This window comes from Streptomyces abyssomicinicus (genome assembly GCF_008974245.1).
Taxonomy (GTDB): Bacteria; Actinomycetota; Actinomycetes; order Streptomycetales; family Streptomycetaceae; genus Streptomyces; species Streptomyces abyssomicinicus.
Window position 1 is genome coordinate 509,245 of record NZ_BBZI01000005.1, and the last position, 14,602, is coordinate 523,846.

Below are 14,602 nucleotides of genomic sequence, written 5' to 3' on the forward strand. Positions count from 1 at the left end.
GCGGCCACATTACGGCGGGGCCCGGACTTGCGCGGGGTTACGCGACCGCTGTGGACTGCGCGGGTGACGAGGACGAGGACGCTGTATCTGATCGGGTGCGCCGCACCGCCGCTGGACCGGATCGACACGGGGGTGCGGCTGGCCCGGGAGGCCGGGTGGGAGGTGTGCGTCCTGCTCACGCCCGCCGCGCGGGAGTGGGTGGGGGACCCCTGGGAGCTGGAGGCCCGCGCCGGGTGTCCCGTGCGGTGGGAGTACGGGGGCGAGGAGGACCCCCTGCCCGCGCCCGACGCGCTGCTGGCCGCGCCGCTGACGGTCAACTCGCTGGCGAAGTGGGCCTGCGCGATGTGCGACAACCGGGCCCTGCTGGCGCTCACCGAAGGGCTCGGCCGGGGGCTGCCCGTCGTCGCGCTGCCGTACTTCAACGACGCGCTGGCCGCGCACCCCGCCGTCGGCCGGCACGCGGCGTTCCTGCGGGACGCGGGCGCCCGGGTGCTGCTCGGCGAGGGAGGGTTCGTCCCGCACCGGCCGAGACAGGACGACGTGGCCGCCTACCCGTGGCAGGCGGCCGTCGACGCGTTGCCCGCGCCGCACGGCGGGCGGCCCGGGGCGCCGCACTGAACGGCGGTCAGCGGCGCGGGAGTTCCGCCTCGATCAGGTCGGCGGCGCGGCGGGTGCCGCCCTCCTCGGCCATCCCGGCGCGGATCGCGGCCAGCCGGGCCGCCACCTGAGGGTCGTCGACCAGGGCGAGGGCGGTGGCGCGCAGGGTCGCCGCCGTGGCCTCCTCGGTGGGCACCTGCCGGGCGACGCCCAGGGCCACCAGCGTCTCGGCGTTGCCGAACTGGTCCGCCGCCTGGGGGACCGCGATCATCGGCGTGGCGCTCGCCATGCCCTCCTGGCTGCCTCCGGCGCCCGCGTGGGTGACGAACAGGTCCGCCTCGGCGAGCACCGCCCGCTGCGGGACCCAGTCGTGGACCTCCACGGAGGGCGGAACCTCGCCGAGTTCGGCCGGGTCGACGTGCTTGCCGATCTGCAGCACGGTGTGCCAGCCGGGCAGGTCGCCGAACGCCTTCACGCACTCGCGGTAGAACCCGGGCCGCCGGGTGAAGGCCGAGCCGAGCGACACCAGGACGACCTTGTCCGCCCCGGCCGGGCGCTCCCAGCCGCCCTGGGCCGCCGGGTCGTCCTGGCAGGCGCCGACGAACGTGTACACGTCCTCGTTCACCCGGTCGGCGCTGGGCTGCAGGACACGCGGGATGAGGACCAGGGCACGGTCGGGGCGCCCGCCGAACGAGTCGGGGTCCAGCGGCACGCCGTTGTCGTCCAGCCACTTCTGGAACCGGGCGTAGTACGCCTGGCCCCGCGGGGTCTTCCGCGGCTCCTCCCAGAGCGGTTCGCCGACCTCCTTCTCGTACCCCTCCCAGGCCACCATGGCGGGCGAGAGGCAGACCGCCGGAACGCCCCAGCGGTGCGCGAGGACGCGGGCGGGGTAGGCGGCGATGTCGTACAGGACCAGATCGGGGCGGTCGCCCTCGTAGGCGGCCTCCAGCTGCGGGAGCGCCTGGATCGCGTCGGCGAGGAACGGCTCGACGTTGTCCAGCAGGGTGGAGCCCCATGCCTCCGGCGGGTCCTCGGGCGAGGGCAGCGTGGAGGTCCACGGAGTGACCTGCGCGCCGGTTGCCGCCACCTTGCCGGCGAGGGCCGCGGGGATCGCGTAGCTGACGCGATGCCCGCGCCGCACCAGTTCGCGGATCACCTCCAGGCTCGGGTTCACGTGGCCGTGGGCGGCGATGGAGAACATGGCGATGTGTGCGGGGTGAGGGGTGGTCATGGGGCGAACCTAACGGGGCGTCGCGCACGCTTCATCCCATTTACGCCCGCGGCACGGACTGCCGCACCGGCTTCGACTCCGATTCCGGCACGGACTCCGGCACGGACTCCGGCACCGGCGGACCCGAGCCGCCCCGTGGCCGCCGCGGGGTCACAGCGGGGCGCGGACGCGGGCGGTGGGGACGACCACGGGGGAGCCGTCGCCGGGGGCGGTGAGGATGTCGGCGTCGATGCCGTAGAGGTCCTTGACGAGGGCGGCGGTGACGACGTCACGGGGCGCGCCCTCGGCCACGACCCTGCCCGACTTCATGGCGACCACCCGGTCCGCGTACCGTGCCGCCAGAGCGAGGTCGTGCAGCACCATCACCACCGTGCGCCCCGCCGCCGCGACCTCACGGACCAGCTCCAGCACCTCCACCGCGTGGCCGAGGTCGAGCGCGGAGGTCGGCTCGTCGAGGAGCACCACCGGCGTCTCCTGGGCGAGCACCACCGCCAGCCAGCACCGCTGCCGCTGCCCGCCGGAGAGGCGGTCGACCCTGCGGCCGGCCAGCTCCAGCGTGCCGGTGGCCTCCAGCGCGGCCCGCACCGCCGCCTCGTCCTCGCGGGACCACTGCCGCAGCAGCCCCTGGTGCGGGTGGCGCCCGTAGCGCACCAGCCCCGCCACGGTGACGGCCTCCGGCGCGGTCGGCGCCTGCGGCAGCAGCCCGATGCGGCGCGCGGCGGTACGGCGCCCGAGCCGCCGGACGTCCTCGTCGCCCACCCGCACGGTGCCCGCCTCGGGATCGTGCAGCCGGGCGACGGAACGCAGCAGGGTGGACTTGCCGCACCCGTTGGGCCCGACGATCGCGACCACCTCGCCCGCCGGCACCGACAGGTCGACGCCGTCGACGACCCGTCGGCCGGGGTAGCCGGCGACCAGGCCCTGGACCTCCAGGCGGAGGCCTTCGGCGGAGCTCTTCAGGCTCAAGACGGTTGTTCCTCTCAGGCGCTCAGGCGTATAGGCGTTCAGCGGTGCGGGCGTGCGGGCGTGCGGGCGTGCAGGGGTGCGGGCGTGCGGGCGTGCGGGGGTTCAGGCGTTCTCGGCGGGGTCGCGGAAGAGCACCCACAGCAGGAAGGGGCCGCCGAGCACACTGGTGACGACGCCCACCGGGATCTCCACGGGGGCGATGACGCGGCCCAGCGCGTCCGCGGCGGCGATCAGCACGGCCCCGGTCAGGGCCGACCCGAGGACCGGCACCCGGGTGGGACCGGCCAGACGTGAGGCGACGATCGGCGCGGCCAGCGCGACGAAGGCGACGGGACCGCCCACGCCGACGGCGCAGCCGGACAGGGCGACCGCCAGGGCGAGCGCCGCGCCCCGGGTCCGGCGCAGGTCGACACCGAGGCTCGCGGCCAGTTCGTCGTCGAGCCGCAGCAGTTGCAGCCGGTTGCCGGCGGCCAGCGCGAGCGGCACCAAGGCGGCCAGGACCCACAGCAGCGGCGTGCCCACCGACCAGTCACGGCCGCTGAGGCTGCCGACGGTCCACAGGAAGACACCGCCCGCCGTGTTGTCGTTCTCCCGGGACATCACCAGGTCGGTGACGGCGGCGACGACGGTGGAGACGCCGATGCCGACGACGAGCACCCGGTGGCCGCGGGTGCCGACGCCGCCCGCGCAGAGCACCACCAGCGCCGCGGCCGCCGCCGCGCCCAGCGGGCCCAGCCACCAGTCGCCGATGGTGCCCGTGGCGGAGCCGACGACGGAGGCCACCACCACGGCGGTGGCACCCTCGTTCACGCCGATCACGTCCGGGGTGGCGAGCCGGTTGCCGGCCAGGGTCTGCAGCAGGCAGCCGGCCACGCCCAGCGCGGCGCCGACCAGCAGGGCCACCACGATGCGCGGCAGCCGGAAGTCCTGGACCAGCATCACGGTCGCGGCGTCGCCGGTGCCCAGCAGGCCCTCGACGGTCCGGGAGAGGCTCATGCCGGTGGAGCTGGCGAACGAGGCCAGCGCGACCACGACGGCGCCGAGCAGCGCCAGGCCGGCGGCGGCGACGGCGGTGCGGCGCGGGAACAGCCAGGATAGCCGGCCGGCCCGGATCACCGTGCTGTCCGGGGGCGTCACGTCGGGCGCCCCGGCTCCCGCCCCGGCTCCCGCCTCGGGTTCCGGCCCGGGCCCCGTCCCGGGAAACGTCTCTCCGGCGGTGACGGGCGCCTTCGTCCCGTGCGCCGTCCCGTGGGGGGTCATGCCGCGCCTCCCGCCGTGGAGAACCGCCGGGAGCGGGCGATCCAGATGAGCAGCGGCCCGCCGATGAAGGCGAGCAGCACGCTGACCGGCGTCTCCCAGGGGCGGATGACGACCCGGGCGAGGATGTCCGCCACGATCATCACGCACGCGCCGGTCAGGGCCGACAGCGTCAACTGCCCCGAGATCCGCGGACCGGTGACGGCACGCGCGACGTAGGGGGCGAGCAGGCCGAGGAAGGCGATCGGCCCGGCGAGGGCCACCGCGCAGCCGGCCAGCAGGGTGACGGAGACGGCGACCACCAGCCGTACCCGGCCGGGGTGGTGACCGAGCGCCCGGGCGCTGTCGTCGCCGAGGGCGAGAGCGGCCAGCGGGCGGGAGCTGCCGTAGGCGATCAGCAGGCCGAGCGCGATCAGCGGGAGCAGCGGGTAGGTGTCGGAGGTCTCCACGCCCGCCAGGGAGCCGATGGTCCAGTAGCGGTAGACGTCGAACGTCGACTGCGTCCCCAGCAGGACGTAGGAGGTCATGCCGTGGAAGGTGGCGCCGAGGGCGGAGCCGGCCAGCACCAGCTTCAGGGGCGATCCCGCCGCGCGCCCGGAGGCGGCCAGCAGAAGGACGACCGCGCTGGCGGCCATGCCGCCGAGCAGCGCGCACACCAGCACGCCGTAGGAGGACTCGACGCCCAGATAGGTCAGCCCGACGACGACGCCCAGCGCGGCGCCGGAGTTGACGCCGAGCAGCCCGGTCTCGGCGAGCGGGTTGCGGGTGGCCGCCTGGAGCAGGCAGCCGGCCACACCCAGCGAGGCGCCGACCAGAACGGCGGCGACGGTGCGGGGGAGCCGGACGTCGACCACGGCGAGACGGAGCTGGGCGTCGGCGCGTGCCGTCGCTTCGCCCGCGAGGAAGTCCCAGGCGCGGGCGACGGGGCTGTTCCCGGTGCCGACGAGCAGGGACAGCAGGGCACAGGCCAGGAGCACGGCCAGGAGGCCTAGGGCCGTCCAGAGCGTGGGCCGGTGCGGTCGGCCCTCGGCCTCCCGGAGCGGGTCGCTCGTCCCACCCACCCCTTCTTGCGCAATCAACATTAGGTTAGCCTAACCTATGAAACGCCGGGTGGATGTGTCGCATCTGCCTTTGTCCCGCCCGCTGTTCGATGTATTTCCGGAGTGCCCGATCATGCGTATGAATGCCCGAATGTCTCGCGTCCGGGTGGCGGCCGTGGCCGCCACCGTCACGGGCGCGCTCACGCTGACTGCCTGCGGCGGGGGCACCGAGGACGGCGCGGCGGAGGGCGGCGACAGGGCCGCCAAGGTGAGCGTCACCGACGCCACCGGCAAGAAGGTCGAGGTGCCCGAGGCGCCCGAGCGCGTCGTCGTGCTCAGCGAGATGGACCTGGACGCCTCGCTGGCCCTCGGCGTCCAGCCGGTCGGTCTCACCGCCGGCCGCGGCCAGCAGGGCGCGCCCGCCTACCTGACCGAGCGGGCCGCGGGCATCCCGGTCGTCGGCGCGGTCACCGGCCCGGACATCGAGAAGGTCGTCGAGGCCGCGCCGGACGTCATCCTGGCCGGCCAGCTCGCCGACGAGCAGGTCCTCGAGCAGCTCCAGGCGATCGCCCCCACCGTCATCACCATCGACGACACCAAGAACTGGAAGAAGGCCCTGGAGATCACCGGGCAGGTGCTCGCCAAGGAGAACGAGGCCAAGGCCTTCCTCGCCGACTACGACGCCAAGGCCGGGGCGCTCAAGGACAAGCTCGGCGACAGGTCGGGCGCCGAGGTGTCCGTCGCCCGCTACTCGCCCAAGGGCACCGCGGTGATGCAGCAGGGCGTCTTCATCTCCGACGTGCTGAACGACCTCGGTTTCCGGCGTCCGGGCATCCAGAAGGAGCAGGGCGAGGGCCACTCCACCCCGCTCAGCGACGAGAACCTGGCCGAGATCGACGGCGACTGGCTCTTCATCGGCACCCTCACCCCGGCCGACGGCACCCTCCTCGACGAGCTCCGGGCCAAGCCGGCCTTCGCCCAGCTGGGCGCCGTGAAGTCGGGCTCGGTCACCGAGATCGACGGCTCCAAGTGGACCAGCCTCGGTGGCGCGCTGGCGGCGGTGTCGGTGCTGGAGGACATCGGGAAGGCGATGGCCCGGTAGCAGCCCGGTGGCACCCCGTCAGGCGTGTACCGTGCGGCTGTCGGCCGGCCACGGGACGAAGGCGGGAAGCCGGAAGGGCGGGACGCGCATGACGGAGGGGAACGGGCCGTCCGCGGCGCCGGTGGCCCTGACACCGTACGGAAGGGTCGCCGGACGGTGGGAGGACCGGATCGCGGTCTTCCGCGGAATCCCCTACGCCGCGCCGCCGTTCGGGCCCCGCAGGTTCCGCCCGCCGGCGCCCCCGGAACCCTGGCAGGGAGTCCGCCCCGCCGTCGAGTTCGGGCCGACCGCGCCCAAACCGCCCTACTCGGACGCCTTCTCACGGTTCCTGTCGGACCCCTCGATCCCGGGCGACGACTGCCTGAACCTGAACGTCTGGACTCCCGAGCCGGGGCTGGGCGCACGGCTGCCGGTGATGGTCTGGCTGCACGGCGGTGCGCTCACCCGGGGCTCCTCGGCGGTACCGGTGTACGACGGAGCCGGCTTCGCGCGCGACGGTGTCGTCCTGGTCTCCGCCAACTACCGCTTGGGCGTGGAGGGTTACGGTCTCTTCCCGGACGCCCCGGCCAACCTCGGGCTGCGCGACCAGATCGCCGCGCTGGAATGGGTGCGGGACGCCGTCGCCGGGTTCGGGGGCGATCCGGACGACGTCACGGTGGCCGGGCAGTCCGCCGGCGCCGTGAGCGTCGGGGCGCTGCTGGCCTCACCCCGCGCCCGGGGCCTCTTCCGCCGCGCCGTCCTGCAGAGCGGGGCGCCGGAGGTCACCGAGCGGGACAAGGCGCGGCGGATGGTCCGGCGGATGGCCGCCAGGCTGAAGGTGCCGGCCACGGCGGCGGCCTTCGCCGAGGTCGACCGCGAACGGCTGCTGCACGCGCAGGCGGAGGCCGGGCGGCTCAGCAGCCCCCTGCTGGGCGGGCCGGCCTTCGGGATCGTGGAGGACGGCGACGTGGTGCCGGGCGACCCGCTGCGGGCCCTGGCCGAGGGCGGCGCGGCCGCCGACGTCGAGCTGCTGATGGGCTGGACGAAGGACGAGTACCGGCTGTGGCTGGTGCCGGGCGGACTCCTGGAGAGGGTCGACCGGCTCGGGCCGCTGGCCCTGGCCGGGGCGCGGGCGCGGTGCCGCAGCGCGGTGGACGTACCGCGCGGCTACCGGGCGCTGCGTCCGGGGGCCGGGACGGCGGAGATCGTGGGGCAGATGGTGACGGACCATCTGCTGCGGCTGCCGCTGCGCAGGATGGCCGACGCGCGGGCCGGGGCCGCGGCCACCGGGCGCGGCCGGGCCTACCTGTACGAGTTCGCCTGGGAGTCCAACCTGCCGGACCTGGGGTCCTGCCACAGTCTGGAACTCGGGTTCGTCTTCGACAGCGGGGAGACGCGCGCGGCGCTGATGATGGCCGGGGAGGGCGCGCCGCGTGAACTGGCCGAGGCCATGCACGGGGCGTGGGTGCGGTTCGCGCGGGGCGAGGGGCCCGGGTGGGAGGCGTGGCACGCGGCGCACCCCGTGCGGGTCTTCGACGCGGGCGGGCCGCGCACCGTCCTCGGCCCGCGCGACGCGGAACTCGCCCTGTGGACCGCGCCGGGGGTCCCGTCGCCCGTGGAGCAGCGCCGTACCCTCCCGCTCCCGGGGACCTTCGCCCGCCGCGCCCGCCGTACGGCCGATCCCGCACCCCGCCGCCTCCGCCGCCAGGGCCCGGCACGACCGGGCTAGGATCCGTCGCGCCGGCGTCGGGGCCGCGCGGATCCGTCGCCGCTACGCTCGGCGGACCACCGTCCCGGGACCGCTGCGAGGAAGCCATGGCCGTCACCTACCTGATGCTCGCCCGGATACCCGAGGGGGGCCTGGCGGCCTTCGACGCCTACGAGAACGCCGTCCTGCCCCTGCTCGCCGCGTACGGAGGACGACTCGAGCGGCGGCTGCGCACCCCGGACGACCGGGTCGAGGCCCACCTCGTCACCTTCCCGCACGAGGAGGACCTCGCCGCCTACCGGGCGGACCCCCGGCGTCGCGCCGCCGCACCGCGGCCGGAGTCGTCCGGGGTGGAGATCGAACTGCTCGAGGTCCGCGACGTGCGGTGACGGCGCGCGGCGTCGGGGGCCGGGCGCGGCTCCGTGGTGCGGGACGGCCTGGCGAGGGACGGCCTGGCGCGGGACGGCCGTGGCGAGGGACGGCCGCGGCGCGGGCGCCGGGTCAGGGGCGGGACGCGTGGGCGACGGCCGCGATCGCGTCCGGCCCCACCCGGCAGCAGCCGCCGACCAGCCGCGCCCCCGCCCCGCGCCAGGCGGCGACCGCCGCGGGGTCGAAGGCGGAACCCCCGGTCCAGCCACGGGCGGCGGCGTCCCACGCCTCGCCGCTGTTCGGGTAGGCCACCACCGGCCCGCCCGTCACCCGTGCCGCCGTCGCCACCGCCCGGACGACGTCCCCGGGCGCGCAGCAGTTGACGCCCACCGCCACGATCTCCGGCGCGTCCGCGGCGAGCGCGAACGCCTCCTCCAGCGGCTGCCCGGCCCGGGTGCGGTCGCCGTCGACGGTGTACGACAGCCAGGCCGGCACCCCCAGCCCCCGCACCGCCCGCAGCAGCGCCCGTGCCTCGTCGGTGTCGGGGACCGTCTCCAGCGCCAGCACGTCGGGCCCGGCCGCGGCCAGCACCTCCAGCCGGGGACGGTGGAAACGCTCCAGCTCGGCCACGCTCAGCCCGTACCGCCCCCGGTACTCGGCGCCGTCGGCGAGCATCGCCCCGTACGGCCCCGCCGACGCCGCCACGTACAGCTCCCGGTCCACGCCCCGCTCCCGCGCCCGCCGCGCCGCCGCCCTGGCCAGCTCCACACTCCGCGTCATCAGTGCGGCCGCGTCCCGCCCGCCGATCCCGCGGCGGGCGAACCCCTCGAAGGTGGCCTGGTAGCTCGCCGTGATCGCCACGTCCGCGCCGGCCTCGAAGTAGGCCAGGTGGGCCTCGGTGACCGCCTCCGGGCGCTCGGCGAGCAGCCGCGCCGACCACAGCTCGTCGCTCAGGTCGTGCCCGGCGGCCTCCAGCTGGTTCGACAGGCCGCCGTCCAGCACCAGCCCGCCCGGGGCGGAGGCGAGGGCGGCGGGAAAACGCGAGGTCGTGGAGGTGCTGCGGGCGCCGGTCATGCCACCGAGCCTACGGCTCGGGGTCGGTCAGCCCCTTCTTCGCGGCCTCGTTGTTGCGCACCGCCTCGGTGTCGTCCTTGACCGTCTCGTCCAGGCCCTTGCCGTTCTTCACCGTGCCGTTCCTCGCGCCCCCGTTCTTCGCGGCGTGCCGGGCGTGGGCGCGCAGCAGGCGTCCGGTGACGTCCTCCGGCGGGAGGAAACGCGACCACCGCTCGGGGAACTCCGACGGCGTGTCCGGGTCGTCGTCGGCGCCCGGCGTCGTGGTGCGCGCGACGTACTCGACGATCTGCGCCTTGCGGATCCGCTCGTTGGCCTCACGCGCCGCGGCCGTCGCGGCGGCCGGCCAGACCCGGTCGATGGCGGCGTTGACCGCCGCGCCCACCAGCACCGCGAACGCCGACACGCCGATCCACAGCAGGATGGCCACCGGCGCCGCCAGCGAGCCGTAGATGGTCGGCCCCTCGATGGTGGAGGTCAGGTACAGCCGCAGCAGGGCGCTGCCCACCACCCACATGCCGAGGGCGACCAGCGCCCCCGGGATGTCCTCCATCCACGGCGAACGCACCGGCACCGACACGTGGTACAGCGTCGTCAGGAAGATCACCGACAGCACCATGACGACCGGCCAGTACAGCAGCTGCACCAGCGTCTGGGACCACGGCAGGATCCGCATCACCACGTCCGGACCGGCCACCATCAGCGGCAGCGCCACCGACCCGATCAGCAGCCCCACGATGAACAGCAGGAACGCCATCAGCCGCGTCCGCACGATGCCCCGAACCCCGTCCAGGCCGTACATCACCGTGATGGTGTCGACGAAGACGTTGACCGCGCGGGACCCGGACCACACGGCGAGCAGGAAGCCGAGCGAGATCACGTCGGGCCGGCCGCCGGAGGTGACGTCGTCCAGGATCGGCTGGGCGATCCCGGTGACGCCCCGGTCGGTGAGGACCCTGCGGGAGGCCTCCAGGATGTTGTGCTCCACCCCCTGGATGGTCTCCGCGCCCGTCCAGGCGTCCACGTAGCCGAGCAGCCCGACCAGGCTCAGCAGCAGCGGCGGCACCGACAGCAGGGTGAAGAAGGCCGCCTCGGCCGCCAGGCCGAGGATGCGGTACTCCATGCACGAGTTGACGGTGTCCTTCAGCAGGAGCCAGGCCGTCCGGCGCTTGGAGACGTTGCGGTAGAGGACGCGGGCCCGGTGGAGGCGGCCGCCGGAGGGCTCGTCGGTGTTTTCACTTGCTGCCTGCACGGGGTAAAGGTAACGGCAGCGCGGCGCGTCCCTGACATCCTGGGGCGGGCGTCGGCCCCGCTGAGCGGGCGAAGGCGGCACCGGACCCTGTGATCACGGAGCCCGGCACGGTAGGTTCCGGCCCATGCCGGCAACGCACTCCGTGACGAATCAGCCTCCGCCCCTGACCGGGTACGACGTGTACGGCGCAGACCGCGCGCTGACCGACGCCGTGGAACGCCACCTCGACCCAGAACTGCTCGACGAGGCCCGGCAGGAGCTCTCCGGCCTCGGCCGCAGCGCCGGATCCGCCCAGGTGCAGGACTGGGGGCGGCTGGCCAACGAGAACCCGCCCGTGCTGCGCACCCACGACCGCTACGGCCACCGCGTCGACGAGGTCGAGTTCCACCCCTCCTGGCACCAGCTGATGCGCAAGGGCATCTCCGCGCAGCTCACCGCGGCATGGTCCCGCCCCGGCGGGCACGTGCGGCGGGCCGCCGGCTTCCTTGTGTGGTCGCAGGCCGAAGCCGGACATGGATGCCCGCTGTCGATGACCCACGCCGCCGTCCCCGCGCTGCGCGCCGAACCGTCGCTGGCCGCCGAGTGGGAGCCCCGCCTCACCTCCACCCTGTACGACCCGGCGCTCGCCCCGGCCGCCGAGAAGCCCGGAGCGGTCTTCGGGATGGGCATGACGGAGAAGCAGGGCGGCTCCGACGTCCGCGCCAACACCACCGTCGCCCGGCCGCTGGCCGAGGACGGCGCCTACGAGCTCACCGGCCACAAGTGGTTCTGCTCCGCGCCGATGTCCGACGGCTTCCTGGTGCTGGCCCAGGCCGGCGAGGGCCCCACCTGCTTCCTGCTGCCGCGCGTCCTCGCCGACGGCACCCGCAACGTCTTCCGCATCCAGCGGCTCAAGGACAAGCTCGGCAACCGCTCCAACGCCTCCGCCGAGGTCGAGTTCGACGGCACCTGGGCCCGCCGGGTCGGCGAGGAGGGCCGCGGGGTGCGCACGATCATCGAGATGGTCGCCGCCACCCGCCTGGACTGCGTGCTCGGATCCGCCGCCCTGATGCGGCAGGCCGTCGCCCAGGCCGTGCACCACGCCGGCCACCGCGAGGCTTTCGGCGGGCTGCTGATCGACAAGCCGCTGATGCGCAACGTGCTGGCCGACCTGGCGCTGGAGTCCGAGGCCGCCACCGCCCTGGCGATCCGGCTGGCGGCCGCCTACGACGCCGTCCAGGACGACGGCGACGAACGCGAGCGGGCCCTGCTGCGCCTGGCCGTGCCGGCGGCCAAGTACTGGGTCACCAAGCGGTGCACGCCACTGGTGGCCGAGGCCGCCGAGTGCCTGGGCGGCAACGGCTACGTCGAGGAGTCCGGGATGCCGCGGCTGCTGCGCGAGTCGCCGCTCAACTCGGTCTGGGAGGGCGCCGGCAACGTGCAGGCGCTCGACGTGCTGCGCGCGCTGCGCCGGGAACCGGCCGCGCTGGACGCCTTCCTGCGCGAGGTGGGACAGGCCCGTGGCGCGGACCACCGGCTGGACGGGGCGATCAAGCAGCTGCTGACCGAGCTCGCGGACATGGAGGGCGCCGAGGCGCGGGCCCGCCGGGTGGTGGAGCGGTTGGCGCTGGTCCTCCAGGGTTCCCTGCTGGTCCGGTTCGCCCCGCCGGCGGTCGCCGACCTGTTCTGCGCCTCCCGGCTGGGCGGCGACTGGGGCACCGCGTTCGGCACCCTGCCGCACTCGCCGCACCTCGCCGACATCGTCGAGCGGGCCCGGCCGGTCGCCTGACGCGTCCCTCCGCGGCGGCGACGCGTCGCCGCCGCGGAGGGCCCGCCGCCCCCGGCCACCCGGGAGCCACAGCCGTCGGACCCGTGCCGGGGCTTGCGCCTGTGCCTGCGCCCGGACCTGTGCCCGTGCTTGCGCCTGTGCCAGGGCCTGCGCCCGGACCTGTGCCCGTGCCCGTGCCGGGGCTTGCGCCCGTGCCTGTGCCCGGACCTGTGCCTGTGCCGGGGCCCGTGCCGGGGCTTGCGCCCGTGCCTGTGCCCGGACCTGTGCCTCTGCTGGGGCCCGTGCCGGGGGCTTGCGCCTGTGCCTGTGCCCGGACCTGCGCCTGTGCTTGCGCCCGTGCCCGGACCTGCGCCTGTGCTTGCGCCCGTGCCTGTGCCCGGACCTGCGCCTGTGCTTGCGCCCGTGCCCGTGCCCGTCCCTGCGCCCGTGCCCGTGCCTGGGCCCGGACCTGCGCCTGTGCCCGGGCCAGGGCTTGCGCCTATGCCGGGGCCTGCGCCTGTGCCGGGGCTTGTGCCGGGGCCCGGGCGCAGGCTCTTGGTTCCTGCACCGGCCTTCGCCCCGGGTCGTCGGTCTCCGGCCTGGTCCTTGCCTCGGGCTGTCGGCGCTTCGGTCTTCGGGCCGGCCTCCGGCCTGGCCTTCGCCCCGGGTTGTGGGCCTTCGCCCGGGGTTGTCGGCCCCGGCCCGGTCCTCGCCTCCGCCGTCGGCCTCCGGACGGTTGGGACCGGGCGGCGGGATCGCGCCGCGGACCGCTCCCGGTCGTCGTCGGCGCCGTCGTCGGCGACCGGTGGCGCCACGGGCGCCACCCGCGGCGACCCGGAGTCCCCGGTTCTCCGCCCGGAGGCCCCCACGTAGGGTGGCCGGTGAGTCCGCAGCCCCTGGAGAGCCGCCCGATGTCCTTCCCCGCCCCGCCCCGCGAGTCGCTCCCCCACCCGCCGCGCACCCCGAGGCCGGCCGCCATGGAGCTCGCCGACAGCCCGCGCCTCGCGGCGCTGGAGGCCGGGGCGGAGAGCACCGAGGCGTTCTGGGAGTCGGTCCGCGCCACCGGCACCCCCCTGGTCGAACCCGACCCCCAGGGCTCGCCCGACCACGTACTGGTCACCTTCCTCTGGCGGGGCGACGACCGCGTCCGCGCCGCCCTGGCCCTGCCCAACAAGCTGGCCGACCCGCGCGACCCCGCCGCCAACCTGATGCGCCGGGTGCCCGGCACCGACGTGTGGCACTGGACGCTGCGGATGCGCGGCGACTGGCAGGCCACCTACTCGATCTGCGTCGACGACGGCGACGACCCGCACGCCCCCCGGCCCGGCGAGCGGACCTACTGGCAGTGGCTGCGCTCCCGCCCACGCGTGGACCCCTTCAACCCCCGCACCCTGCCCCGCCGTTGGGGCGGCGTGCCGCAGTCCGTGCTCGAACTGCCCGGCGCGCCCACCGCCGAGCACCTCTGGCGACGCCGCCCCGGCGTGGCGCGCGGTACCGTCACCGAACACCGGCTGCGCAGCGAACTCCTCGGCAACGAACGGCGGGTGTGGCTCTACGAACCGGCGCCCCCACAGGCCCCCGGCCCCGCCCGGGCAACGGGCGCCCACGCCGACCGCGACGCCGGCCACGACGCCGGACTCCCCGTCGTGGTCCTCTTCGACGCCGAGATGTGGCAGCCCGAACTCGACGTCGCCGCCCTGCTCGACAACCTGATCGCCGACGGCGCCCTGCCACCGGTGGCGGCCGTGATGCCGGAATCGCTCGGTTCCGAGCGCCGCTACCGCGAACTCGCCCCCAGCGAGACCTTCGTGGAGTTCCTGCGGACCGAACTCCTGCCCTGGGCGGGCAAGCGGGTCCCGCTGACCGACGACCCGGCCCGCACGGTGGTCGCCGGACAGAGCCTCGGCGGACTCGCCGCCCTGTATGCCGCGGTGAGCGCGCCCGAACGGTTCGGCAACGCCCTCTCCTGCTCCGGCTCGTTCTGGTGGCCCAACCACGCCGAGACCGACGGCGAATGGATCACCGCCGCGATCCGCGAGCACGGCGTGCCCGACGGCGTCCGGATCCGACTCGCCTCCGGCGCACAGGAATGGGTGCTGCTCCCGGCCACCGACCACCTCTGCGAAGCGCTGGCCGAACGGGGCGCGGCCTTCTCCCACCGGCGGTTCAACGGCGGGCACGACTACCTGTGCTGGCGCACCGAACTCGCCGACGGGCTGACCGAGCTGCTCGGCCGGCCCGCACCGCGGGGCTGACCGGACCGCCGTGGCGGCGCCGCCCGGG

Annotated in this window: 12 protein-coding genes; 6 read left to right on the plus strand and 6 right to left on the minus strand. The window is 75.5% G+C overall.

Annotation, left to right across the window (positions count from 1 at the left end; all coding sequences use genetic code 11):
• Nucleotides 1-63 precede the first annotated feature (63 nt).
• Entirely contained in the window at nt 64-618 is a 555-nt protein-coding gene (locus GBN72_RS02105) for a flavoprotein (RefSeq protein WP_246212207.1), read from the plus strand.
• 7 nt (nt 619-625) lie between these two features.
• On the opposite strand, the gene mgt is transcribed toward GBN72_RS02105, so the two are convergent.
• From mgt to GBN72_RS02125, 4 genes are all read right to left on the minus strand, one after another.
• Nucleotides 626-1,828, minus strand: coding sequence for a macrolide-inactivating glycosyltransferase (gene mgt, locus GBN72_RS02110; protein ID WP_151769895.1), 1,203 nt, complete (start codon nt 1,826-1,828; stop codon nt 626-628).
• Between the two features lie 150 nt (nt 1,829-1,978).
• Nucleotides 1,979-2,794, minus strand: coding sequence for an ABC transporter ATP-binding protein (locus GBN72_RS02115; protein ID WP_246212208.1), 816 nt, complete (start codon nt 2,792-2,794; stop codon nt 1,979-1,981).
• 102 nt (nt 2,795-2,896) lie between these two features.
• Nucleotides 2,897-4,054, minus strand: coding sequence for a FecCD family ABC transporter permease (locus GBN72_RS02120; RefSeq protein ID WP_151769896.1), 1,158 nt, complete (start codon nt 4,052-4,054; stop codon nt 2,897-2,899).
• A complete protein-coding gene (locus GBN72_RS02125; protein ID WP_151769897.1) occupies nt 4,051-5,133 on the minus strand; it encodes a FecCD family ABC transporter permease in 1,083 nt (360 codons plus the stop codon). The genes GBN72_RS02120 and GBN72_RS02125 overlap by 4 nt, the downstream gene beginning before the upstream one ends.
• Nucleotides 5,134-5,242: 109 nt before the next feature.
• On the opposite strand from GBN72_RS02125, the gene GBN72_RS02130 reads away from it, so the two are divergent.
• The 3 genes from GBN72_RS02130 (at nt 5,243) to GBN72_RS02140 (ending at nt 8,269) form a co-directional block, all read left to right on the plus strand.
• Nucleotides 5,243-6,193: an ABC transporter substrate-binding protein gene (locus tag GBN72_RS02130; protein WP_246212209.1), complete on the plus strand. Its 951-nt coding sequence runs from the start codon at nt 5,243-5,245 to the stop codon at nt 6,191-6,193.
• A gap of 88 nt (nt 6,194-6,281) precedes the next feature.
• Nucleotides 6,282-7,901, plus strand: coding sequence for a carboxylesterase/lipase family protein (locus GBN72_RS02135; protein WP_151769899.1), 1,620 nt, complete (start codon nt 6,282-6,284; stop codon nt 7,899-7,901).
• An 86-nt stretch (nt 7,902-7,987) separates the two neighbouring features.
• Nucleotides 7,988-8,269 (plus strand): hypothetical protein, encoded by a 282-nt coding sequence (locus GBN72_RS02140; RefSeq protein WP_151769900.1) that lies wholly within the window; start codon nt 7,988-7,990, stop codon nt 8,267-8,269.
• Nucleotides 8,270-8,381: 112 nt separating this feature from the next.
• Here GBN72_RS02140 and mmuM read toward each other — a convergent pair whose 3' ends face one another.
• Together mmuM and GBN72_RS02150 are read right to left on the minus strand one after the other, a co-directional pair.
• A complete protein-coding gene (mmuM, locus tag GBN72_RS02145; RefSeq protein ID WP_151769901.1) occupies nt 8,382-9,323 on the minus strand; it encodes a homocysteine S-methyltransferase in 942 nt (313 codons plus the stop codon).
• A gap of 10 nt (nt 9,324-9,333) precedes the next feature.
• On the minus strand, nt 9,334-10,572 hold the full coding sequence (locus tag GBN72_RS02150) for a YihY/virulence factor BrkB family protein (RefSeq protein ID WP_151769902.1): 1,239 nt from the start codon (nt 10,570-10,572) through the stop codon (nt 9,334-9,336).
• Nucleotides 10,573-10,696: 124 nt separating this feature from the next.
• Here GBN72_RS02150 and GBN72_RS02155 point away from each other — a divergent pair, with 124 nt between their 5' ends.
• Both GBN72_RS02155 and fes read left to right on the plus strand, forming a co-directional pair.
• On the plus strand, nt 10,697-12,340 hold the full coding sequence (locus GBN72_RS02155) for an acyl-CoA dehydrogenase family protein (RefSeq protein ID WP_151769903.1): 1,644 nt from the start codon (nt 10,697-10,699) through the stop codon (nt 12,338-12,340).
• Between the two features lie 860 nt (nt 12,341-13,200).
• Nucleotides 13,201-14,574, plus strand: coding sequence for an enterochelin esterase (gene fes, locus GBN72_RS02160; RefSeq protein ID WP_369695867.1), 1,374 nt, complete (start codon nt 13,201-13,203; stop codon nt 14,572-14,574).
• The last annotated feature ends 28 nt before the right edge of the window (nt 14,575-14,602 follow it).